Origin of the sequence: uncultured Planococcus sp., from assembly GCF_947501725.1 — a bacterium.
Lineage (GTDB): Bacteria > Bacillota > Bacilli > Bacillales_A > Planococcaceae > Planococcus > Planococcus donghaensis_C.
The window spans coordinates 40,417-64,178 of the sequence record NZ_CANMXD010000005.1 but is presented as its reverse complement, the minus strand read 5'-3'; the positions used below and the strand labels follow the sequence as shown (position 1 = coordinate 64,178).

Below are 23,762 nucleotides of genomic sequence, written 5' to 3'. Positions count from 1 at the left end.
AAAGAGGTTTCAGACTATAAACAAAGTCCAGCCAAAATGAATAGTTTTGATGGACTGATTCTTCATTTTTAAAATAAAACGGCAGCAAGACGAAGTCAAAGCGATAAAGACGATATTCAGTGACAAGGTGATCAAGTTCGGAGTCACATAATACTTCTTCATGTTCAGATAAGTATTTAAAATAGAGATGGTCATCGCAAAGTAGATTCCAAAGATGCCGATGCGCGTGAAGAAGATGGCCAGCTCCAGAATGCGTCCGATAAAACCGCTGGCAAAAAGCCGTTCCCAGGGTTTCGGGAAGATTAAGCCGAATATTCCCACCCTTGTGGCAAAAATCAGCAGGAGTTTCAATAAATTAGTTGTATAGGCTAGACTTTTCCGCTCTCTTTCTTTCTCTTCGACGCGGCTGTAAATTGGAATTTATCTGAATTTCCGGTTTCTTCAATGAATTTTTTGCAATTCACGAAACTAATGAGTAACTTAGAAACTATAAGTAAATGAAATATATTTTTTCAGCGAACAGGAGGAATTACGCAATGGCCTCATCAACTGGAACACCGCCTTTTTGGACGGCGGAGCACGTAAAGGCGGCACTTCCCCAAAGAGGCGCAAACAGCCACAAAGGAAGCTATGGCACTGCTCTATTGATTGCCGGGACAGAAGAAATGCCAGGCGCTGCACTTCTCGCCGGACTTGGCGCTATGCGGAGCGGTGTCGGCAAGCTGGTCATCGCAACAGAGGCGGAAGCGATGGCGATGATTGTCCCACGTCTTCCCGAAGCCACCTATCTGCGGGATGGCTTGCGGCGGATCGCAGAAAAAAAAGAAACTATCGATGTCTACCGAGCAGCGGCAATCGGACCCGGTACTAACCCGGACACATTGACAGAAGATGCCGTGCGCGTCCTTCTTGAAAGTACGATTCCTGTGATTGCCGATGCCGGCGCTTTGAGCAGGCGTTCTTATCCCGTGCGTGAGGCTCCTGTCATTTTGACCCCTCACCCAGCTGAGTTTTCACGCATCACTGGCGTCGATGTCCGCGAACTGCAAGAAAACCGAGCTTATCACGCCGCTGAATGGGCTGGGAGATTAGGTGCCACGATTGTCCTGAAAGGCAAAAACACCATCACGGCTTTTCCGGATGGCGATACGTGGACCAACCCGACCGGCAACAGCGCCCTCGCTAAAGGAGGCACCGGAGACACTCTGACCGGCATGATGCTCGGCATGCTGTGCAGCCACAGCGACTGGAAACATGCAGTGCTGAACGCCGTTCATCTGCACGGAGCCTGCGCAGACGAATGGACTCGGAGCCGCTCTCCCCACACCCTGTTGGCGCATGAACTGACGGACTTGCTTCCTGAGGTCTGGGCAAAATTCGAAGAATCATAAAAAAACGGCTGGAAATGAATCTCCAGCCGTTTTCGATGGTTTTTTTCAGATTTCATGATCTTTCCTAATTTTCGCCAACAGCGCTTCACAGCCATCATTCACCAGTTCATACGTTTCTTCGAAATCCCCTGTGTAATAAGGGTCTGGTACATCCTTCAGATGGTCGGTCAAATCCAGGAAACGAAGTATTTTCGGATGGTCCGGCTGGCCGAGCATTGAGCGGATATCAGCTATATTGGTTTCGTCCATCCCGATGATATAATCGAACTCATCAAAATCACCTTTATTCAGCTGGCGCCCTATCATGCCATCAGCGGGGATCGCATTGTCCTTCAGGATTTTCAATGTTCCCGGATGCGGATTATTGCCGACATGCCAGTTTCCGGTGCCGGCTGAATCCACTTCTACTTTATGTGATAATCCCTGACGGTCCAGCTGCTCCCGCAAAACAGCCTCCGCCATCGGGGATCGGCAAATATTTCCGAGACAAACAAACAATACGCGTATCATGCCTATTCCACCTTTCCTGCCAGACTGGAAGGGCCGATTCCGAGCTCGGCAACCTTTCATTTTGGTCCTGCAATTATAGCATTGAACCTCTTGTTTCCGCATCCCGTGCAGCCGATTACGCTTGGAACGGATAGAGAATTATCCTTCAAAAAGGTTTAGAGGGAGCCCGTTGCGGAATACTAGTAAAAACACCGAAAGTGAGGAATCCGATATGACTGTGCAAATCGACACATTGCCATCAACCCAGTCGAAGGTCACTAACGCGACACCCGATCACATCAACCAAAAAATCGAACGGGAAACCGAAGCCCGCATCAACTCATTCAAGCGAAAAGATCCTGAGGCTATCAAACAACGCATATCTGAGCTGGAACAAGAATGGGATACCGAACGTGTCTTGGAAGTCAATATGGCTTCCCTTGCGCTGGCTTCTTCTATCATGGCCCTTACTGTCGACAAAAAATGGGCTTACTTCAGCGGTGCTGTCAGTGCATTCATGCTTCAGCATGCACTTCAGGGCTGGTGTCCACCGCTGTCGCTGATCCGCCGCATGGGCATCCGCACAATGAGCGAAATCAACCTTGAAAAACAGGCTTTGAAAGATTTGCTTGAGGATGAACATTATCCTATTTGAACCAGAAACCATAAAAACGGCTTGTCCCAAGTAGAAATGGGGCAAGCCGTTTTTATACCGCTATTCAGATTTTAAAATGCCGCTTACCGGTTGGTTTGTTGCGTACTAGTTTTTCTTTGTAAATTACCCACAGCAAATATACGATGCCGACGATACTCAATGAAAAAAAGGTGACCTGATAAGTATTCAAGCTGCTATGCATCATTATTTCTGCGTAGCGGAAACCATTCATCATAAAGATCAATACCGGCAACCATAACCAATTATTAGAAATTGACGCTTCCTCCCTTTTTAAGAGCGACCGGCTTTTTCTATGAAAGCTTCTAATCATCTCAATTTCTTATTTTAGCAAAAAAACAGGATAAATAAAGAGTTTTTTATTTTTGTTGGCTCAAAAAGGGTTTCAGCAAGTGAATGGCAAAGAAAAAAGCAGGCTGCTTGAGCCTGCTTTAGCGGTAAAGGGGAGTCATAGATTCCCGTGATGAAGTTTTCTTTATTCGACCGTTGCGACCGTCTGAACTTCCGCTTTCCGGTTTTTTCTGGCTTTGGTGTAGAACATCACAATGATGATGCCGGTAAGTACCAGACCGATGATGAAGGACAGGTTCAGATCCAGATTAAAACCGATTTTCTGGTTGAGTATATAGACGAATACCATATAGGTGATGAAAATCGCTGGAGCAAGTGACACCAGATAGTTCTTGCCTTGGATGTAGAGATACATGGTGGCTATCCATAAGGCAATGGCTGCCGTCGCCTGGTTGGCCCAGGAAAAATAACGCCACAGCAGATTGAAGTCAACCTGTGTCAGGACCGCTGAAATGATGAACAGCGGTATGGCGATGAGCAGACGTTTCATCAGCTTGGTTTGGTCGATCTTGATGTAATCCGCAATGATGGAACGCGCAGCGCGGAAGGCCGTATCGCCTGAAGTGATCGGCAATACGATGGCGCCAAGAACGGCAATCGTACCGCCTACAGCGCCAAGAAGCGTCATGGACACTTCGTTGACAACCGCTGAGGGCGTTCCGGAATTGATCAATCCGCTCAGTGTTTGCCCGTCAAAAATACTCATAGCGGCAGCTGCCCAGATCATGGCGATGATGGCTTCTGCAATCATCATGCCGTAAAAAATGTAGCGGCCCTGGGATTCTTTTTCAACTGTCCGGGAAATGATCGGCGACTGTGTAGCGTGAAATCCGGATAGCGCCCCGCACGTGATCGTAAAGAACAAGATTGGGAAGATCGGCAAATCGCCCGGATGCATGTTTGTGAAGTTCAGTTCCGGTATTTTGTACTCAGAGAATACCAATGCAATTCCGACACCCAAAGTACCGATCAATAGAACGGCACCAAAATAAGGATAGAAACGGCCGATGATTTTGTCGATCGGCAAGATTGTCGACAGGAAGTAATAGATGAAGATGAACACAATGATGATGCCGACCGCCAGCTTGCCATCCAACAAAATCGACAGCAGCGATGCCGGTGTCGTGACAAATACCGTTCCGACCAATAACAGCAGCAACAAAGCGAAAACGTTGACGATGTGCCGCGAAGCAGCCCCCAGGAATTTGCCGGCAAGCTCCGGAATATGCGCACCTTTGTTGCGGATGGATATCATACCGGTCAAGTAATCGTGTACGGCTCCGGCAAAGATCGAGCCGATGACGATCCACAGAAATGCCACGGGGCCGTATAACGCACCCATGATGGGACCGAAAATCGGCCCCGTACCGGCAATGTTCAATAATTGGATCAGCGCGTTCTTATGCTTGTTCATCGGAACAAAATCCACACCGTCCGCATTCGCGTAAGCCGGCGTCTTTCTCGCTTCGACCGGATCGAACAGTTTTTCGATAAATTTACCGTATGTAAAATATGCCACCACCAAAATGACGATGGAAATCAAAAATGTAAACATGGTGCACCCCTATTCTATGTTGTAAACGCTTTCTCGATATAACAAAAAATGTTCCTTCTTTTTTATACCTCCCCCTTTATATCTCCATATCAAGATTCTTCTTTCTGGAACTAGAAGTATATTTTATATTAGTATTTTAATTTAAAATAGTCAATCTTTTTTGGGAAATACAAGAAAACCATTTCCAACTACGTGTCCAGATAAATGATCCGCTCGTTTCAACTGAAAAAAACGCCTTCCGGCTTACGGAAGGCGTTTCAGGTTTATTTCAGGAATTCCAATATCCCTTCCATCAGTCCTTCTGCCAGGGGCAAATCAGGATTGCCGTAGCTTGCCAGATTTTCCGTTGGATCGGTAGAGGTATTTTTCAGCACATGATTCATGTTGTCGACGATCAGCAATTCAGCCTGATCATGCGCTTTCTCCAGCAGCTCTGCATCACCGATAGGCACCTGCAGGTCAGTGGTCCCGCCAACGACCAGGACCGGCATGTCGAGCTTTTTCAGTTCATCCCGGGGATCATACGCCATCCAGGAAATCAGGTAAGGTTGGACAGAAGGCCGGAAGATGCTGGCGAGTTCTGGACTGACCTGTTCGACCGTACGCCCTTTCTTCAACTCACTTATGGTGCCAAGCGCTTCATCCAGCAGATTTTGCGGCAATTGCTCCTTTAACTGCTCCATCAGGATCTCATCAGCTGGGCGCCCTGGCCCGGCCAATGAAACGAACGATGCTGCCTGCTGTTGCCCTGCCGCAATCATGCCGATCAAAGATCCTTCACTGTGTCCGATAACGCCTATAGAGGAGAACCTTTCCTGTGAGTGGGCGTAGCCGATCCATGCGGAAGCATCTTTGATATAATCTTCAAACCGCAGCTCTTCCTCTTTCGCCATCAGGCCGATATTGTCTCCGACTCCACGCTTGTCATAGCGGATTGTGGCGATTCCCTCTTCAGCGAGCGCTTCAGCGACCATCTTCAAACTATTGTTTTTTCCGACAGTAATCAGAGAGTTGCCGTTTTTATCGGTGGGTCCGGACCCTGACAGCAACAGCATGACGGGAAACGGCCCCTCGCCTTCAGGTGTCAGTATAAGGGCTGTCATGCCCCCTCCCTCCACTTCTATCTCTGCGCGTGTTCCTGCTTCTTCCTCAGCTGCAGCCGTTCTGGAAAGTTCAAACGGAAAAGATTGTCCTTGCTGTGTAAATGTGCCGGCAATGGTGTCTTGCGAAAGCTCCCCATCAAAGACCAGCAATTGATTTTGAATACTCATTTCAAAGTGAATATCCGGATCGATAAAGTCAAAGTTTGAAAGGGGGAAACCTTGAATCCCCTGTACAGGAATTGAAATCGCTCCAGTGGCCCCGTCAAACTCGACGGCGATCGGCAATGCCTGACCCGGCACTTGAATCGCCCCTTCCCAATTCCCAATGAGTTCATCCATCTGTACACGCTCCTCTTGGTCCTCTTGCTGGCTGCAGGCCTGTAAAATCAGAAAAAGGACTGCCCATACTGAATATAAAATGACCGATTTCTTCATCCTCTTCCCCTTTCTTCTATACATCAATTTATACTTCTATTATCCTCGCAGAGAGAACATCCTTCAATCTTTTCAGCAAAAGAAAAAAGTACAGGGTGAATACCCTGTACTTTCATCATTCATCAATTGCTTATTTTTTATTCGGCAGGATGGTGAATCCTGTTGTCGAAAGCGTATGGAGCAATAATTCATGCATCAACTTATAGCCTTCATCATTCGGATGAATGGAATCAAGCCAGATGGATGGGTTTTTCCCCATCGCATCAGTTTTGGAAACGATGACCCCTTTTTCGCCGATTGCTGTATTCCAAAGACGGAATAGCAGGTTGGTGAAGCCAAAATACTGCACATCCTTTTTCATGGAATTATACAGATTGTTCTGGACGATAATGACTTGGTCATTGGCCTGTCGAAGATATGCATATATTTGAAGCAGGTTTTGGCGGTAAGTCCGTTTCAGAATGGCGAACTGCCGAATTAATCCTTTTGCTCCGCCGTCTCGGAATCCGCGGAGCAAGTCATTTCCGCCGATATTCAACAGGACCAGGTCCGCCTGTTCGAGCGGTTTATGCCAGGAGCCTGTCCGCATTTTTTGGACGAGCCCGCTGCTGGTCAATCCATTGATGCCGAGATTGGTGATGCGGCTTGATGGGAAGGTTTCTTTCAAATAATTGGCGATGCCGCCTTTGGTGCCATAGCCGTAAGCCACAGAATCACCTAGTATGACGATATTTTCTATATCAAGTGGGGTTTTAATTTTTTTCGAAGCGAGAAAAGGTGCTCTTCCAAAAAGGGCACCGGATCGAATCTTAACCAATCTGCTGCACGTCCCTTCTTGCTGATTTTCTCTCTTATTTTAACATATTTCGGCACTCGACCTATTGAATAAGCCTCAGGCAACGTCGTTTTTTTTACATTTTGAACTGTAGGCATTATCATAAAAAACAAGGCTGTTTTTTCAATATTTCATTTAGTATATACATAAGGAGGAACTCCAATGGATATGGTTTACTTAATCGCAGGAATCGTGCTGATTGTCCTGTGCATCATCGATTTCACGTGGACCACGTTATGGATCGATGGTGGAGCGGGACCGGTTACAGACCGCTTGTCATCATTGGTCTGGAGAACGGTCAAAGCAATCGCGGGAGACCACTCGAAAGCATTGAGTTTAGCAGGTCCTTTTGTTTTGAGTGCCACGCTGGCCATGTGGATTTTCATGTTATGGAGCGGCTGGACACTCATTTTCGCCGGATTGGCGGATTCAATCTCGCCTTCCAGCGGAACCGACCCGATCTCCTGGTTCGACCGCGTCTATTTTGCCGGCTATTTGATCTTTACGCTGGGCAACGGTGATTTCAGTCCGAAAGAAGGAGTTTGGCAAATCGCTTCTGTTCTTGCTACCGGCACGGGCATGCTGTTCATCACCTTTGGCGTCACTTACTTAATCTCTATCTTGAGTGCAGTTACGATGAAGCGATCTTTCGCTTCCAGTATCCATGGTGTGGGTGAAACCGCTGAGGAACTGGTCGAAAGCGCATGGAATGGAGACGACTTCCACGATTTCGATTTATTGCTGGATACTTATTCGGAGCAATTGGGCTCTTTGACTACTCAGCATATTGCTTATCCTGTGTTGCATTATTATCATGCAGTGAGCAAAAAATCTGCCATGCCGACAGCCGTTGCGATTCTGGACGAAACGCTGAGCCTCATTAAATTCAGTATACCTGCCGAACACCACCCCAACAGGCTGCTTTTGAAAAATGCGCGCTCCAGCGTCCAGCAATATTTGGAAACGCTCAATAAATCCTTTTATCGTCCATCGGAACACAATCCATCTCTTCCTGATTTTGAGTTTCTTCGCCAGTCAGGAATTCCATTGATGCCGGAAAAAGATTATCTACAAGCTTATGAAGAGCTGCAGCAACGCCGCAGCAAATTATTGGGTGTTATTGAAGCAGATGAACGGGCATGGCCAACCCGGTAAAATGGGTATTCAAAAAAGGAGTGGTTTTGTTGATTAAAGACTGGCTGACCAATTCAAGACATACAGTGGTTTTTACCGGTGCCGGCATGTCGACGGAGAGCGGGCTTCCTGACTTCCGCTCGGCAAATCAGGGCTTATGGCAGCAAAAAGACCCCAGCCAGGTTGCCAGTGTCGAAGCGCTGAATAGGAATGTTGACGAGTTTATCGATTTCTACCGGAAGCGTGTGCTTGGTGTAAAGGAATACCGTCCGCACAACGGCCATCGCATTTTAGCGGAATGGGAAAGGCAAGGCCGGATCCAGTCGGTGATCACCCAGAACGTCGACGGCTTCCATCAACAGGCCGGCAGCAAAAATGTGGCAGAACTGCACGGCACGCTGCAGAAGGTCCATTGCCAATCGTGTGGAACCTCCTACAACAGCGAAGCGTTTCTCGACGGTTCATACCGCTGCAATTGCGGCGGCATTTTGCGCCCCTCCGTCGTGCTGTTCGGGGAAATGCTGCCGGAACAGCCATTCGAGTCGGCGTTTGACGAAGCAAGCCGTGCAGAATTATTCATCGTTCTCGGGTCTTCCTTGTCCGTGACACCAGCCAATCAGTTCCCGCTCATCGCCAAGGAACACGGTGCGAAACTGGTCATCGTCAATCAGGAAGCCACGCCGCTTGATGATTATGCCGACCTGGTGATCAATCATCGTCAAATCGGTGAGGTATTAATGGAATGGCATCAGGATTAACCATATCCAACTTAAGCAATAGAGATTGACTAGATGACAAAGCGGTTGGAACCTTAGGGTTTCAGCCGCTTATTTATTTTCAGGAAAATTTGTGTGCCTGTTCTCCGTCGCCTCATTCTTCAGGTCAGCAAGGCCATTTTTTGTTTTATTGCCAGCTTCATTGCTATAATTACCGTAATGACAGAAAGTTTGTTTAATAGAAAGGGGCAGTTCTGTGATTCATTCCATTCCACTCGATTCAAAGCACCTTCATTCTTCCTTTAACCGGGATTATAACCCGATTCTAACCGTCGATTCAGGCGATACCATCCAGTTGAAGACCATCGATATCCAATGGGGCTATTCGGCAGCCGAAACTGAAGCACGGACGATTTTCACGTCGCGTGAAAACGAAGAAAAGCTCGCACATCCAATCATTGGCCCGATTGCCGTTGCAGGTGCGAAACCCGGCATGGTGCTTGAAGTGCGCACCAATAAACTCATCCCAGGCTGGTACGGCCGCAATTGGGCAGGCGGTCTCCCGGCTTGGCAAAATGACAAGTTGGGCATCTCAGACAGCGGACGGCTGCAGGTGGATTGGAGGCTCGATGCCGCACGGATGACGGGCAGCTGTAAACTCGCCGGGCAGGAATTCAAAGTCGGTTTGTCCCCTTTTTTAGGGTTGATGGGCGTAGCGCCAAAGGAAGCGGGAACTTTTCCGACAAAACCACCTGCGTATTTCGGAGGCAATATCGACTGCAAGGAATTGGTGCCGGGAAGCAGCTTATTTCTGCCTATATCTGTGGAGGGTGCGTTGTTTTCACTGGGAGATGGCCACGCCCTTCAAGGTGATGGGGAAAGTTCCGGAACTGCAATTGAATGCCCGATGGATCTCGCGGATATCACGCTGATTCTCCATAAAGACAGGACATTATCGATGCCGCGTGCAAACACACCCGCCGGATGGATTACATTCGGATTCAATGAAGACCTGAACGAAGCTGCAGCTGTCGCTTTAGCTGAAATGATTTCGTTTATGCAACAGCTCTATAGCATTTCACGGACAGAAGCGACTGCCTTATCGAGTGTCGCAGTCGATCTGCATGTCACCCAAGTCGTCAATGGGGTCAAAGGCGTTCATGCAATTTTGCCTCATGGCGTTCTTCGCTGATTGTTCTTTCTGAAACTTTTTATGGAGATTCTCGTAAATAGAGAAAGAGGTGATGGAAATGCACAGAAAAAAACCGTTTATCTGTTTTTTGACGCTGCTGGTTCTCATGCTGTTTCCCTTGCAGGCATTAGCCGTCGAGTTCTCGATTGCTGAAGTTGTTATCGATGCACAGGTGAACACAGACGGCACCGTGGATGTGGTGGAACATCACACATATGAATTTGAAGATGACTTCAACGGCATCACACGGGAAATCGCTCCGAAAGAAGGAAGCTCGATCCAAAAGTTCAGCGGTTATGAAAACGGCCAGGAATTGGAAGTCGAACGGGAAGGCGATCTGTACAAGGTCTTCCGTGCAGGCGAAGATGAAACCGTAACCATCGAATTGCACTACGAAATCCAGGATGCTGTGGACAAATTCGAAGACGGCGCCGAATTCTACTGGCCGTTCTTCGATGACCGCAACGAAAGTGATTACGGACAAATGACCATTACGGTCACCCCTCCCGCTCCTTCCGAAGAAACGGATTTTGTCGGCTATGATGAAGCTTATGGGACGGGCAGCCTGCAGGACGATGGAGCGGTCCGCTTCGATATGGGTCGCGTGCCGGAAGGATCTAACGGAGATGTCCGTGTCATCTTTGACGCTCAGCTCTTCCCCGCCCTTCCCGAGCAGGATGGATCTATCCGCGGGGAATTGGCAGATGAAAAAGAACGTTTGGAAGATGAGGCCATCGCTTTTGCGGCAAGACGGGACACCGGCTCTCTCATCGGCAATGGACTGATTCCGGGGGCCGGGGCTTTGCTGCTTGCACTTGCCGCCTGGGGGTGGAACCGTGCGCGCAGAACCAAACAGCAAGCAAAACCAAGTACAAGCGCCTTCTTCGTGCCCAAACAGAAAATGAGTATTCCGGCGACCTTGTATTTCACCAAATCCTCCATCTTGACGCCTGCCGTAACAGCAGCCGCCTTAATGGAACTGGTGCGCAAAAAGAATGTAGAGCAATTGTCGGAAGAACACTTCCGGCTGATCGATCGCCATGCGGAACATGCGCATGAGGCGACATTGATCGACTTATTATTCGATAAAGTCGGGGATGGCGAAACTTTTGCAACCAAGGATCTTGAAACCTATACCAATAACGAACTGAACCACTCTTCCTATAACGAATCGATCACGGCCTGGCAGCAGGGCGTCGTCGAAGAAGTGAAGCAACATGACCTATACGGCAAGCACCCGTTGCTGCGCTGGACCGTGGGACTGATCGGGCTTGCCTTATTTGCAGCAAGCATCTTTTTCGGGGTAATGGATCTATTGCCGTTGATGTTCTTTTCTCTCTTCATTGGAATCGGTTTTGTCGCTTTTTGCTTCTACTCCCCGATTACCCGTGATGGCCACGAGATACGGGAAGAATGGAAACAACTGCGTACTGCCATGGAAAATCTGGATGCTTCAGACTGGGAAAACTTGACGCAGGATGAAAAAATGCGTGCCTATGCCTACGTTTTGGGAGCGGACGAAAAATCGGCCAATCCGAAAACGCAGAGCTTCACCAATGCCTACAGTGAATCTGCTTTTGCAGAGTTTGGCGTGTTCTACAATCCAGTCCTCTTGACGGGTATTTTCATCGCTGCGAATTCCAGCACCAGTGCTTCAGCCAGCGGGACAGGCTCTATGCCTGCAGGCGGTGGAGTCGGAGGCGGCGGTGGCGGTTCCGGAGCTTTTTAATTCAATTGATGAAACGGCTGTGATTTTTCTCAGCCGTTTTTGTTTTGTCCTGTGTTTCTTAGGGAAGTAGAAGGAAGACGCTATTTTATGCATATGGAGGAATATTTGATGATTACAACCCACTCAGCTTTATTGACGAAAGAAGATTTTTCAGTACGGACAGACTTGCCTGAATGGTTGCTGGCCGAATACAAAACCTTTCACGAAACCGTAACGGATAAGACTTTTCCATGTTATTTCGGGATGAGCGGCGAACTGAAGGGAGAATTGCGCTACGCTTATATCACCCAAGACGACTGGAGCAACTTGCCTGCCGCCGTTGAATCATTTTTGACGCTATTCAATGATCCGAAACACAAGCGGCATGGATTGTTTGTTTTTGTTGAACCATTCAAGGAAGAAGGTTCACTGGAAACCTACCGCCAGCAATTCTGGGACATTCTCCAATACCTGCATGATGAAGATGAAATGGAATGGCCGGAAGAAGCACCACGCGACCCGGACCATTATCTATGGGATTTCACTTTCCAGGGAGAGCCGATCTTCATCTTCGGCAATACACCGGCTTATAAACAACGGAAAACCCGGGACCTCGGCAACGCAATGGTTTTAGGATTCCAGCCCCGCCGCATCTTTGAAGGATTAAAAGGAACCGAAAAAGGCGGCGTCATGTCACGCGATAAAGTGCGGCAGCGTGTAGAGGCATGGGATCATTTGCCGACACACCCGGATATCAGCCATTTCGGAGACCCTGAACATAACGAATGGAAGCAATTTTTCATCGGCGACGACAGTGAACCGATACAGGGGAAGTGTCCCTTTACGCATAAAGAAATGAAATAATAAGCAACTCCATCCATTTATGCAGAACAGAATGAAAGAAATGAACCCGTATCTCGGACTTTGCCGTGGGTTTTTACTCACTGAAAAAAGCTGTACCGGCATCTTTGCCAGTACAGCTTTTTAATTATGGGTTAATCTCCGTTCCTTTCAGGGTAAGACTATAATGGATGCAGAAAATGAATCCTGCATTCCGTACAGTTTCATCACCTATCCGTGAACAGTAGTCTTGCGCTCATAAAGAAGAACTTCCCGGTTTACATGAAAGGCTTCATCTTGATCGAGCGTCAAGATATCAAAAAGTCTTTTCACGGCTTCCTGACCGAGATTAGCCAGGCTATCGGCTGAACCGACAGAAGTCAGTCCGAATGCTGAATGCTGACCGATTTCTGAATTTCCGATACCGATGATGCTGATGTCTTCCGGAATCCGATATCCGTCTTCCTGATAGAAATCCAACAGCTGGATGGCAATTTCATCGGTAGCCGCCACAATAGCCGTCGGTTTTTTCTTCAAACTCTGCAGATCCTGATAAACTGCATAGAGAGAAGATTTATCGGTATCGGTAATCACCAATCGTTTTTTGCGTATTTTGCTTTTCGCTTCCTGAAGCGCATGAATGAAGCCTAAAAACCGGTCTTTATAGGTGGAGCTATTTAAAGGTCCCCCCACCCAAGCCACTTCCTGATGATCAGCGGTAAGCAGGTGGCTGGCCGCAAGATATCCGGCTTCGATATTGTCCAGGCCAATTGAGTGTTGGCTACCAGGATGGTTCGAATTCAACAGGATGAATGGGATATTTGATTCAACCAGTCTCTTATGGCTTACATCATCAAGGAGTACGGAAGCCAAAATAATGCCACCGGTTTTGCTGGACAAAACGGCGTCATAAGTCTCCAACTCATTCTCTTTTGTAACAAAATGAACGTTTACTTGATAGCCCCGTTCTTTTGCATAGTTGATAATAGCTGGAGCAGCACCGATGAAAATCGGGTCATCCAATGGTCCGGCAATCAGGCTGATTGATTTGGTTTTTTCGATGATTGGAACTGCCTCTTCATTCCCATCCAGCGAATAATTCAAGTCAGTTACAGCAGCCATCACTTTATCATAAGTTTCCTTTTTCACTTGATCGGGTTTATTCAACACACGTGAAACCGTGGTCTGCGAAACACCTGCATGCTTAGCAACATCCGTAGTGGATACCAAATCCATCACCCTGCTTCCTATTTTTTTGAACAGCATTCATACAGTCATTCAGTTTGTGATATTCATTTTAAATTCACATACTTATTCACTATACCACGCAGGAGCAAACTCTACACTCTTTTATTATAATGAATGAATGTTTATTTCACAGAATAAAATATATACCCATTCGACTAGCCGAAAGGAATGAATAATAAATATGAATACCACCGACTACCTTAAGCGATTCAAAGCTTCACCCGTACAGGAGCATTACCTGCAGAACTTGGCTGAGCTGCAGTCTTTGCATATGCAGAATATCCCTTTTGAAAATTTGGATGTTATCCGCCGGACGCCGATCTATTTAAATATCAATAGCATTTACGACAAAATCGTCAATCAACACCGCGGCGGCTATTGCTACGAAATAAATGGTTTGTTCCATTGGCTGCTGAATGAATTGGGATTTGATGCAAAACTGATTTCCGCTACTGTACAAAAACCCGACGGTACATGGTCGAAAGCCGATACCCATGCAGCGATTCTCGTTGAGCTCGATACCCTCTATCTGGTCGATGCTGGATTCGGGGATTCCACCATCAGCCCAATTCCGCTCGGCGGTGAACGGCATACAGACCATAGCGGCACTTACCGTGTTGAACACGTTGATGAAGTCTACTACGACTTGATTCGTGAAACCGAAGATACGGAGAAAACACTATACCGATTTTCCATAGAAGCAAAACAGCTGGCTGATTTTCACGAAGGCTGTGTCTTCAACCAGGTTTCACAGGAGTCTCCTTTTACCCATGATGACCTAGTTACACGGGCTACTGAAAATGGCCGGGTGACGTTATCAGGCAGTCAGCTGACGCGTTCTGAAAATGGGAAAAAGGAAAAGACAGAATTGTCGGCTGCAGAAAAACAAAGTGTATTGAAGGAAGAATTCGGCATTGATTTGGATGTGCTTGAAAAACAGCACCAATAACAGCCTCTACTATGAATGGATCAGAAAACCCCGCTCATATTTGAGCGGGGTTTTCACTATTATTCGAAAGCTTCGGGATATACTGTTTTCGCTACCAGCTCGACAGCATCTCCGATTCTTGGTCCCGGACGGGAAGTGATATCGGAGTCCAGGAAAAACACCTGATCGTTTTGGATTGCTTCGATATCTTTCCAACCTTCGCGGCTTTTAATTTCGCCGATTGGGTCATCAATATAAGAGACTGTGGTCGCAATGATTTTCGGATTTCGTTTGATGACTTCTTCTTCAGAAATCTGCGGCCATCCTTCCAAATCGCCAAACAGGTTGTCGACATTGGCGTGATTCAATATTTCCTGCTGAAAAGTCTTCTGGCCTGTTGTATAGATTTCCGGTGAAGGGCTGATTTCGAAATACAGCTGTTTTTTCTCTTCCACGCTTGCTACTTTTCCCTGTACGCCTTCAATTTGCTGCTGAATGGCCCCGATCACTTCTTCGCCTTTGTCTTCCAAGCCCATTACAGTTGAAATTTGCTCGATGTCTCCGTAAACGTCGTCGAAGGATTCCGCTGATTCGATGACAAATACCTGTATGCCGGCTGCTTCCAATTCGTCGTAGCCGGTCGGTCCACCTGTCGAATAACCGATGACCACATCCGGTTCCAGTTCAATGATGCGTTCGGCATTGAAAGCCACCGAATCGGAAACACGCTCCACTTCGGCTGCCTCAGCCGGGTAGTTGTCGTAATCTGTCGCACCGACCACTTTGTCTCCAGCTCCGATTTCATAGAGGATTTCAGTATTGCTGGGAATCAATGACACGACAGTAGCAGGAACTTCTTCAAAAGTCAGCTCCTTGTCCAGGTCATCCGTCACGGTATAACTTGCCTGTTCTTCAACTTCAGCTGCTGCATCCGAATCAGCTGTTTGGGATGTGTCTGACTGGCAGGCGCCGAGCGTTAATGCCACTGCTCCGATGGATAGGTACTTGAATAGGGAAATTTTCATTGTTAGTTGGCCACTTCTTTCTTTTTGGTTTTTTTGGTTGGATAGGACTTGCTGACAAACGGAATTTCTTCCACGCCGTGGTGTTGATTGACATAAACAGCCATGGTAAAGAATACATTCGCCAAAAGATTGGCGTAATTGAAAAGGATTTCCGGAACTTCACGTTCCAAGCTTACTTTATGCAAGGCGCGGACAGATTTTTTCGCCTCACTACGGCATCCATGCAGGACACAAGCACCTATAGTCCCTTGAGGCAAAACGAAGTGGTCGATTTTGTCCCTTGTACAGTTGACATAATAATCATACATGTTACTTAACTCGATCAAATCTTCATCCCGGATAGCCAGTTTCCCTCGGACTGAGCCATTCAAATGATAGGCCATCGGCTGGAGAATCTGCAGGTCGCGCTGAACTGCAGCTACATCTTCTGTCAGCGCCAGGGCTTCCCCGATGTGTGTGGTCAATGAATCTGTTCTGATTTCAAAGTCCACTGTAGAGGCGGATTCCCGCATGAATGGATAACATAGGTAACGCATGTCTTTCTTCATCATTTCACCTCACTTTTGTCTGGTGAAAATCACTGCATTGAACGCTCTCATTAAACACCAAAAAGCCGCCCTCAAAAAAAGGGCGGCGCCATAGCTATTCAGAGACATACTCCAGCAGTCAAAAATAGAAACGTTGCCGTATGATTCCCTTATCTTCCGAAGAGTAAAAATACGTTCAAAAAAAGGTAGGTCTCCTGGCTTGTGCATCGATTTACTCTAAGAACCTTCCCGTCCCGATGACTAGTCATCGGAACAGTGGCATTTTCTTATTTCATACGCACTTACAGTTGCGGAAACAGCCCCGGAATCTAACCGGGTTCCCTGTTATGCTGACGAATCAGCACCTTTTTTCTGCATGATTATTCACTTGTTTTCAGTGTAGCATATTCCATTCGCCTATAGACAGCTAAAAAAATCTATTGTTCCTGGTTTGTCAGCAATTTCACTTTTCTCGGTTCTGCAAAAACAATCCGTTTATGCCACCTTAAATAAGGCGCATGCTCCGGGGAGACCGGAACTTTCATGCTCTTACGCAATCTATATACCGGATAGTCTTCTTCGGGAATCCGGCTCGAAATATGGAGCCTTCCCCCACCGGTGAAGGCAATATAACCTGCTGAGTACAAGGCGGCGTGATTAGCGCAAAGCAGAATGCCATTGAACGGATCCAATCGCTCTGAATCCGAACTGTCCTTCCACGGCTTCGCATGGGTCGCTTTTAAAACCTCTTCGACCCCGATGCCGCAAAGCGGACATTCGCCGTTCCATTGCGGCAGCAAACTTTCCCGAAATTGTTCTTTGCCTCTGCGCATTTTAGTTTTGATTTCAAGTTCCGCTTCGGCAATCAGCCCCAGCAATGGATTGTGCTCCGTTTTTTTGATCACTTCCATCGATAATTCCAACTGTTCCACTTCAATTGTAAAAATGTTCAACGAGCTGATCAGCTCCAGAAACTTCATCGCCAGTTCTTCATTGCAGGGATACAGATAGCCTGAATTGCCGCTGGCATCTTCCTGGAACGCGGAATACTTCACCGGCAATAAAGGCTCGATTTCCGCAAAGAATTCCTTCACTGACAAGGGCTTATCCAGTTCGCGATAGACAGTGTGTGCCACGAACGCGTCTTCATGTCCATTCTGCTGCTCATCCGGATTTTTCGGCTTCGTGCCTTTATGGCAATCTTCCCGTACTCGGCTGATGGCCATAAAGGAGCCTTTTACATAATGAAACACAATATCGCCTTTCTTCAATTCCTGCATCCGGTTCCACGAATGCGGCACCATGCCGGATTTGTCGATCTGCGGCGTCCAAAGAACCCCCGCATTGCGTTCTGCCTGATAAGTCTCTCCTTGCATAACAATAAAACTATTCATGAATTGCCTCCTAATGATGGTGATGCTTAAATTCATTCGTTCTTATGTAGTAGAGCAGATTATTCGAATCCAAACGCTTATCTCTAGTTTAACCCAAAACAAGAGACTTTGCCTGAGAAAAAGAAAAGCGGAAACGGCCGTTCAGCTCCGAAAGGCATAAGACGCGCTGACGAAGCGGCGTTTTTTGCCGCATAGTCAGTGTGGCTTATGACCCGAGGAGTTGGCCGTTGGAGCTGGACAAAAAGAAAAGCGGAAACGGCCGTTCAGCCCCGAAAGACATAAGACGCACCGACGAAACAGCTTCCCCGTACGCTTCATATCTTCTCAGCCATTTCACTTTTCCTTGGAGCAGTGGCTTTATACCACTGCCAGCAAAAGATGACGATGATGACCAAATCGATGAAGTCCCCACCATAATACATGATCATTCCTCCTGCTTCGGCTTGCTCTCTTGGCACACCGTCAGGCGGATAGGCGTAGATGAGTTTTGAAAGGATTTTATGAGCCGCCAACGACACGATCAAAACAATGGAACGGAACAAATAACCCAGGCGATGGCTTGTGACATCGATATAGAGGATAGAAGCAGTGAACAGGTAGCCTGCTAGAAATACATGCAGATGGATAAGGGCGTAAGCAATCAGCGACCGGTGCATAAGCTCATATAAATCCGTCATGTACAGCATATACAACCCGCCGGTATTGAGGATCCATGCGGTAATCGGGTTGCTCAACAAATGAAACAGCTGGCTCTTTAAAATTGAAGTAACCTTTCTTGCTGCAGAAATCGGCAGGGACCGCAACAGCAGAGTCATAGGCATGGCCAGCAATAATAGTAGAGGTGCCAGCATGCCAAGCAGCAGATGTGTCCACATATGTCCAGTGAAATCATCATGCGCTATATCCGCCAATGGCCCTGTAAAGACGGCTGCGATGCAAAAAACACCGAGGCTCCATAAAAAATAGCGATGGAGCGGCCACGCTTTTAAGCGCAAGCTCGTCAAAGCTGCTGCAAGTGGGTACAGCAAAAATGCCAAGAACAGCAAGATGACGACTAGTGTCTCCATAGACGCTAATCCCGTCTGCAGATTGTGCTCCATCTGGATTCCTCCCGTCTTTTATGTTAATTGGAAAGCCCATTGTCCATTGAGCCAGCTTTCCTCTTTATCCCCTCTACCCAATTTTCCATGCTTCTATGTTTAAGGTCTCGCTTTCACTAAAAAAAGACAGCCGCTTTTGAGAAAAGACGGCTGTCCGGTTCGATAAGTTTTTCACTCTACACATTCACGGATTCCTTTTCCTCGGTTTCTGAAAAAGCGGTAACCTGATTTCTTCCATGGTGCTTGGATTGGTAAAGTGCCTGGTCGGCTTCGCCAATCAGCTGATCCAGCGTTTTGTGGTAGGAATTCAAGGATATTCCCATAGATACAGTCAGCTTGCCTTCAGGTTGCAGCTCTTCACCCTCAAAATGATACTGTTCGATCCGTTCCCGAACCCTTTCAGCGATTTCCAGTGCTTCCGCATCATCTAGAGGATCGGTGATACAAAAGATGAATTCTTCACCGCCATAACGGGCGATATAATCTTTTTTTCGTGTATTGTCCCGCAGCAGCTGGCCAATCGACCGGAGCACAGCATCCCCTTTTTGGTGGCCATGCGTGTCGTTATAGGTTTTGAAGTAATCGACATCGATCATTACAATAGCCACTGGGACATATTGCGCCACCAGCATTTGAACTTTATTTCGGAAATAGCGGATATTGGGCAATTGTGTCATCGGATCCTGATTCGAATAAAATTCAAGTTCCTTGCGGACGAGGATGTGATGATTTTCCCCATTTGCGATCAATCCCATGGCCAATACAGCAACCATCGAAAAGAACATCATCGATAGTGTTATAAAAATCGTTGCCGGTGTAGTTACCAGCATCGTTATCGATTTAAGGACTTCGAATACAAGCAATCCCAGAACCATTCTCTTGATATCCAGCAAGGCAAAAAACTTATTGACGGTCTTCTTATCGCGGAACAAGCTGCCGATGATGACCGGCAACACCACTGTCTGCAATACACCTTCTATTGCGGTTGGACCACCTAGCGAATAGCGGTAGAACGACGGGAACACAGCAGACAGAATCCCAACTTTCCACCCTCCCACATAGGAGATGAAATAAAGCGGCACTTCCCGCAGGTCAAGCCTCATCCCTTCGTGGATATAAGGGTTGTACATGACTGAAAACGTTAAAAATCCGATGAACACTACACTCAACACCAATAAAAATGTTGATTCGGTTAAATCGGGGAATAATAATTCCTTAGCTTTTAAAGCCAGGTATAGCAGCGCGATGATCAACGCCATATTTTCAAGAAAGAAAAAAAGCAACGAATCCATTTATCCAACTCCCCGTAAAAACATTCTTTATTAGTTTACAATCATTGCGTCTAAAAATACAGATAAACTACAATATTTTACATACCTCTAGTATATAAACATAAGATATCGTCTTATTTCCACATTTCTCGCTTCATTTCCTAAAAAGCGGCAAAGGGTTCTATAGCCACCGACGTTACTGGTGGTAATAGAACCCTTTGCCGCTCTATGACCTAAAGCAGTTTCGACATATACAATTCGTTGGCATAGCTGTCGTTAATCCATATAGAATCCCGCTTGATTCCTTCTACTTGAAACCCCATTTTTTCATATAGTGCAATGGCAGCTTTATTATGCTCGAGAACGGTAAGTTCAATGCGGTGAAGCGCCTTTTCTTTGGCCCATTGCTCCAACGCCAGAAACAGCTCGGTGCCTCTGCCTTTTCCCCGCTCGTTTTGCCTAATGCCCAGCGCCACATAAACGGAATGCCGTTTCCGTTTGACTCCTTCGCCCATCGCAAACAAATAGCCTGTCAACTCCGACTCTTCTTCTGCCACCAGCACGATTGACTCATCCCCTGCAGCACCAAGGCGTTTCTTCAGCTGTTCGGCAGTGGTTTTTCGTTCTCCCGGCTCAAACAGCATCAAATTCGATTCTTCCACATGCTTCATGAGTGTGGTTAACTGAGCCGCATCTGCTGGAACTGCTTTTCTAATCATCATGCTCATCCTCCTGGCATTTCATTTGTCTACTAAAGTAGTGGAGATCAAACGATTTCCAGTTCGGCCACTTGCTCTTTCTTCGATTTTCTGACAAACAGGCCCGTGTAAACAAGGAGCGTTCCGATCATCAACAGGACGCCGATATAGACAGACATCATTGTCGGAATCAGGAATGCACCAATGATGATGGTGGAGCGGGCCAATAGATCCGCGCCGCTGAATGAAACATTGGAGAAAGCGGAATACGAACCCCGCTTGTCTTCGGGTATCATATTCGCCATCTCTGCATTGCGCACCGGCGAATATACGAGTTCGCCGATTGTCCCGATAAAGTTGAACAGGAGCAGCAGGTACCAGCTGTTCGCTGATGTAATCGTGACATAGCCAATGCTGTAAAGCAACAATCCGGTCAAGAGGACATGCCGTTTGGAAAATCGGTCCGTGAATTTATTGACCATAAATGTCATACAGACGACCAGTAGCATGTTTTGGATATTCAAGAGGCTCAGCATCCGGACTCCGGCAACCTCGAAATCCCCGATGGTGAAAGAATCGAAGCTCTCGGCAAGCCGGACGCCGATATAGCTGTTCAAGGAAAATTCCGCCGAAAAAATGAACATGGAACCGATCACCACTTTCACAAAAGGCCGGTCCTGGAAAGCAACTTTGTAGTTTTGCAGCAGATCGATCACCACATTCTGATGCTGTTTTTTCAAGCTTTGGACGCGTTCGTCCTTCAGCCAAATCTGATAAGCAATCGGCAAGCTGGCAGCTGTTACTGTCAATAGAATAAACAATTCAATCTGATGATTCAGATACAATAAGCCACCGAGTGCTGCACCGATGGCCATCGACAGGTTGATCATCCAATAATCGATGGCATAGATCGCTTTACGGTTTTCCGGAGTTGTCGAATCGATGATGATGGCATGCATCGCCGGTCTGCCCAAACTGCTGGTGACGATAAACATGACGTAGGCGAGCGCAAACAGGCGAATCCATTTTTCATCCGGCAACAAACTGATCGCCATCAACAGGAACATGACAGCACTCAGAGAAGAGGTCATCACCAACACTCTTTTTCGCGGGAAGCGATCAGAAATATAGCCGCCGATCATGTTGACAAAGAAACCGATGAAAACGGTGATGATCAAAAAAGAACCTGCCCAGACCTTGCTCATCTCCTGGGCAAAAAACAATGCCATAAATGGCATGACGGCTGAAGCGACAGCCCGGTTAAAGAATGAAGTAATCAAACGCACTTTAATATTTTGTGGATAGTCCTTCCATTTCATCTTGTCAACCTCCTTTGTCTTATGTATATTAAACTAGACGAAAGATACTAAAAATAGACAATTTTATAAATCATGTCCACTTTTACAAGGAGGCATTATGGAAAAATCCCTTTTGGCGTTATGGCAAGCGATCCCGTCCGGCAACATCAAGCAAAATGAGCTGGCAGATTCACTTCAATTGAGCAATAAACAAACGGCACGGCTGTTGCGTAAATGGGCTGACGAGGGCTGGTTCACCTTTACGTCGGGCCGTGGCCGTGGAAATACTTCCCATATTGAGTGGCATCAGGATGTAGAAGAAGTATATGAACAACAGCTTCTTCACTTGATTGAAGAACAATCCATCGAAGCGGCCGGGAAATACCTGCTTTTTGATTGGTCATCGGAAGTCAGGCAGCGTTTGCTCCATCACTTCCGGTCCAACTTCGGTTATGTCCAAAACGCTGTTAGCCAGAAAGATAAACTGATCATCCCGCGGAAATATCCGTTGCTGACGCTCCATCCATTGGAAGCGGCAGATGTCCAAAGTGCAAATATGGTTTCCAATGTCTATAGCCGTTTGGTGTCAGTCCATGCAAACGGAGACGTTTCTCCGGAGCTGGCCCATAGTTGGGACCTTACCCCCACTACTCTTCGGCTGTATCTCAGGAAAGAAGTCAGTTTTCACGATGGCTCTTTTTTGACTTCAGAAGATGTAGTCGAATGCCTAAACCGGCTGCGTACGGATGCTTCTTACGCGGATCTTTGGAAGCCGATTACAGCCATAAAAGCAATCTCCCCACATGTTCTTGAAATCTCATTTCCAAATGGCTGCAGCTACTGCCTCTATATGCTCGGCATGATCAATTCCAGCATCTATAAAGAAGGACCATTGAACCCTATCGGCACCGGCAGCTTTTATGTCACGGAAAATGACATGCTGAAAACCACCTTGATGGCATTCGGTGGATACTTCCGTGAACGGCCGCTGCTCGACATCGTCGAATTCCTCCAGGTACCCGAGGATTTCGACTTTGCCTATCGTTCTTCAGCGAATGAACAGACCAATGAGACGTTTCAAGTAGAAAGCGATTCAGGGTTTGGGGTGGTCATATTAAATGCATTCAGGAATTCACCCATCAATCGGAAAGAAGTACGTGAGTATGTCCACTATGCCATCGCCAAACACCGCCATAAAATCGGCGAGTTTCATCCGCGTGCCTTGCCCAATCACCACAGCTGTTTAATCGGACAAAAACAAGCCTATACACAGCCAAAGCCTGTATGTCCGCGCATTGAACAGCCATTGATCATTAAAGCGGCAAACTATACCAACGGAGCTACCCGCTGGCTGAAAGAAGCTCTGGAAAGCGAAGGCATTCCTGTCGAAATCCAATGGCTGTCTTTCCGGGACAAACTGATGGATACCAAAGACGACCAAACAGCCGACCTTTTTGTTCACGGAGAGGTCTTTGAAATGAACCAAAATTTCTCGTTTTTCTATTTTCTTTCAAACGGCTATTCTCCGCTGGCGGCTATCATGAAATCCCAACCACGATTTACTGATTACATGCAGCTGTATGCTGAAACGCCATTTGAAAATTGGACGGCCTTAAATCTGGAAATTGAACGTGATCTGATCGAGTCCTCCATCATGCTGACTTTGTATTATGAAAAGCGTCAAATTCCTTTTTCTGTTGACTTAATGAATATTTCCATCAGTCATTTCGGCTATGTCGATTTTTCCAAACTATGGGTAAGGCCGATTATTGCACATTAAATCGAAAAGATGGAACGCTGCGCAAATATGCACTGCATTCCATCTTTTTGTTTAGAAGTTCATGTAATTTC

22 protein-coding genes and 1 riboswitch are annotated in these 23,762 nt (G+C 46.9%); of the genes, 9 read left to right on the top strand and 13 right to left on the bottom strand.

Features of this window, described 5'->3' with window-relative positions; all coding sequences use genetic code 11:
- Positions 1 to 9: 9 nt before the first annotated feature.
- Entirely contained in the window at positions 10 to 414 is a 405-nt protein-coding gene (locus Q0785_RS08870) for a lipid II flippase MurJ (RefSeq protein ID WP_298829338.1), read from the bottom strand.
- A 122-nt stretch (positions 415 to 536) separates the two neighbouring features.
- On the opposite strand from Q0785_RS08870, the gene Q0785_RS08865 reads away from it, so the two are divergent.
- On the top strand, positions 537 to 1,391 hold the full coding sequence (locus tag Q0785_RS08865) for an NAD(P)H-hydrate dehydratase (protein ID WP_298828733.1): 855 nt from the start codon (positions 537 to 539) through the stop codon (positions 1,389 to 1,391).
- A 45-nt stretch (positions 1,392 to 1,436) separates the two neighbouring features.
- On the opposite strand, the gene Q0785_RS08860 is transcribed toward Q0785_RS08865, so the two are convergent.
- Positions 1,437 to 1,901 (bottom strand): low molecular weight protein-tyrosine-phosphatase, encoded by a 465-nt coding sequence (locus Q0785_RS08860; RefSeq protein WP_298828730.1) that lies wholly within the window; start codon positions 1,899 to 1,901, stop codon positions 1,437 to 1,439.
- Positions 1,902 to 2,112: 211 nt separating this feature from the next.
- Between Q0785_RS08860 and Q0785_RS08855 the strand changes: the two genes are divergently transcribed.
- Positions 2,113 to 2,535, top strand: a complete 423-nt coding sequence (locus Q0785_RS08855) for a YgaP-like transmembrane domain (protein ID WP_298828727.1) — start codon at positions 2,113 to 2,115, stop codon at positions 2,533 to 2,535.
- Positions 2,536 to 3,028: 493 nt separating this feature from the next.
- Here Q0785_RS08855 and Q0785_RS08850 read toward each other — a convergent pair whose 3' ends face one another.
- The 3 genes from Q0785_RS08850 to Q0785_RS08840 form a co-directional block, all read right to left on the bottom strand.
- Entirely contained in the window at positions 3,029 to 4,459 is a 1,431-nt protein-coding gene (locus tag Q0785_RS08850; protein WP_298828724.1) for a carbon starvation CstA family protein, read from the bottom strand.
- Positions 4,460 to 4,722: 263 nt separating this feature from the next.
- Positions 4,723 to 5,997: an alpha/beta fold hydrolase gene (locus Q0785_RS08845; RefSeq protein WP_298828721.1), complete on the bottom strand. Its 1,275-nt coding sequence runs from the start codon at positions 5,995 to 5,997 to the stop codon at positions 4,723 to 4,725.
- A 130-nt stretch (positions 5,998 to 6,127) separates the two neighbouring features.
- Positions 6,128 to 6,814 carry a GDSL-type esterase/lipase family protein gene (locus tag Q0785_RS08840; RefSeq protein WP_298828718.1) on the bottom strand — a complete coding sequence of 229 codons (687 nt, stop codon included), beginning with the start codon at positions 6,812 to 6,814 and terminating at the stop codon, positions 6,128 to 6,130.
- Positions 6,815 to 6,994: 180 nt separating this feature from the next.
- Here Q0785_RS08840 and Q0785_RS08835 point away from each other — a divergent pair, with 180 nt between their 5' ends.
- The 5 genes from Q0785_RS08835 to Q0785_RS08815 all read left to right on the top strand — a co-directional run bounded on the left by Q0785_RS08835 (position 6,995) and on the right by Q0785_RS08815 (position 12,446).
- Positions 6,995 to 7,987, top strand: coding sequence for a potassium channel family protein (locus Q0785_RS08835; protein WP_298828715.1), 993 nt, complete (start codon positions 6,995 to 6,997; stop codon positions 7,985 to 7,987).
- A 29-nt stretch (positions 7,988 to 8,016) separates the two neighbouring features.
- Positions 8,017 to 8,724 (top strand): NAD-dependent protein deacylase, encoded by a 708-nt coding sequence (locus Q0785_RS08830; RefSeq protein WP_223639339.1) that lies wholly within the window; start codon positions 8,017 to 8,019, stop codon positions 8,722 to 8,724.
- A gap of 214 nt (positions 8,725 to 8,938) precedes the next feature.
- Positions 8,939 to 9,874 (top strand): acetamidase/formamidase family protein, encoded by a 936-nt coding sequence (locus Q0785_RS08825; protein ID WP_223638732.1) that lies wholly within the window; start codon positions 8,939 to 8,941, stop codon positions 9,872 to 9,874.
- Between the two features lie 58 nt (positions 9,875 to 9,932).
- Positions 9,933 to 11,603 carry a DUF2207 domain-containing protein gene (locus tag Q0785_RS08820; protein WP_298828708.1) on the top strand — a complete coding sequence of 557 codons (1,671 nt, stop codon included), beginning with the start codon at positions 9,933 to 9,935 and terminating at the stop codon, positions 11,601 to 11,603.
- A gap of 108 nt (positions 11,604 to 11,711) precedes the next feature.
- Positions 11,712 to 12,446 carry a YqcI/YcgG family protein gene (locus tag Q0785_RS08815; protein WP_223638726.1) on the top strand — a complete coding sequence of 245 codons (735 nt, stop codon included), beginning with the start codon at positions 11,712 to 11,714 and terminating at the stop codon, positions 12,444 to 12,446.
- Between the two features lie 207 nt (positions 12,447 to 12,653).
- On the opposite strand, the gene Q0785_RS08810 is transcribed toward Q0785_RS08815, so the two are convergent.
- Entirely contained in the window at positions 12,654 to 13,658 is a 1,005-nt protein-coding gene (locus tag Q0785_RS08810; protein ID WP_298828703.1) for a LacI family DNA-binding transcriptional regulator, read from the bottom strand.
- A gap of 193 nt (positions 13,659 to 13,851) precedes the next feature.
- Between Q0785_RS08810 and Q0785_RS08805 the strand changes: the two genes are divergently transcribed.
- Positions 13,852 to 14,619 carry an arylamine N-acetyltransferase gene (locus tag Q0785_RS08805; protein WP_223638720.1) on the top strand — a complete coding sequence of 256 codons (768 nt, stop codon included), beginning with the start codon at positions 13,852 to 13,854 and terminating at the stop codon, positions 14,617 to 14,619.
- A gap of 59 nt (positions 14,620 to 14,678) precedes the next feature.
- Here Q0785_RS08805 and Q0785_RS08800 read toward each other — a convergent pair whose 3' ends face one another.
- The 7 genes from Q0785_RS08800 to Q0785_RS08770 form a co-directional block, all read right to left on the bottom strand.
- Positions 14,679 to 15,623: an ABC transporter substrate-binding protein gene (locus Q0785_RS08800; RefSeq protein ID WP_223638717.1), complete on the bottom strand. Its 945-nt coding sequence runs from the start codon at positions 15,621 to 15,623 to the stop codon at positions 14,679 to 14,681.
- A gap of 2 nt (positions 15,624 to 15,625) precedes the next feature.
- Positions 15,626 to 16,171 (bottom strand): hypothetical protein, encoded by a 546-nt coding sequence (locus Q0785_RS08795; protein ID WP_223638714.1) that lies wholly within the window; start codon positions 16,169 to 16,171, stop codon positions 15,626 to 15,628.
- A 166-nt stretch (positions 16,172 to 16,337) separates the two neighbouring features.
- Positions 16,338 to 16,534, bottom strand: a riboswitch (cobalamin riboswitch).
- A 53-nt stretch (positions 16,535 to 16,587) separates the two neighbouring features.
- The gene (locus Q0785_RS08790; RefSeq protein WP_223638670.1) at positions 16,588 to 17,544 is read right to left on the bottom strand and encodes an HNH endonuclease signature motif containing protein; all 957 of its coding nucleotides are present in this window, start codon (positions 17,542 to 17,544) and stop codon (positions 16,588 to 16,590) included.
- A 314-nt stretch (positions 17,545 to 17,858) separates the two neighbouring features.
- On the bottom strand, positions 17,859 to 18,644 hold the full coding sequence (locus Q0785_RS08785; protein ID WP_298828683.1) for a cytochrome c oxidase assembly protein: 786 nt from the start codon (positions 18,642 to 18,644) through the stop codon (positions 17,859 to 17,861).
- Positions 18,645 to 18,820: 176 nt separating this feature from the next.
- Positions 18,821 to 19,936 carry a diguanylate cyclase gene (locus Q0785_RS08780; protein WP_298828680.1) on the bottom strand — a complete coding sequence of 372 codons (1,116 nt, stop codon included), beginning with the start codon at positions 19,934 to 19,936 and terminating at the stop codon, positions 18,821 to 18,823.
- A 212-nt stretch (positions 19,937 to 20,148) separates the two neighbouring features.
- Positions 20,149 to 20,637, bottom strand: coding sequence for a GNAT family N-acetyltransferase (locus Q0785_RS08775; RefSeq protein WP_223638664.1), 489 nt, complete (start codon positions 20,635 to 20,637; stop codon positions 20,149 to 20,151).
- A 44-nt stretch (positions 20,638 to 20,681) separates the two neighbouring features.
- Complete coding sequence (locus Q0785_RS08770; RefSeq protein WP_298828676.1) at positions 20,682 to 21,932, bottom strand: MFS transporter; 1,251 nt, start codon at positions 21,930 to 21,932, stop codon at positions 20,682 to 20,684.
- Positions 21,933 to 22,029: 97 nt separating this feature from the next.
- On the opposite strand from Q0785_RS08770, the gene Q0785_RS08765 reads away from it, so the two are divergent.
- Positions 22,030 to 23,691: an ABC transporter substrate-binding protein gene (locus Q0785_RS08765; RefSeq protein ID WP_298828673.1), complete on the top strand. Its 1,662-nt coding sequence runs from the start codon at positions 22,030 to 22,032 to the stop codon at positions 23,689 to 23,691.
- The last annotated feature ends 71 nt before the right edge of the window (positions 23,692 to 23,762 follow it).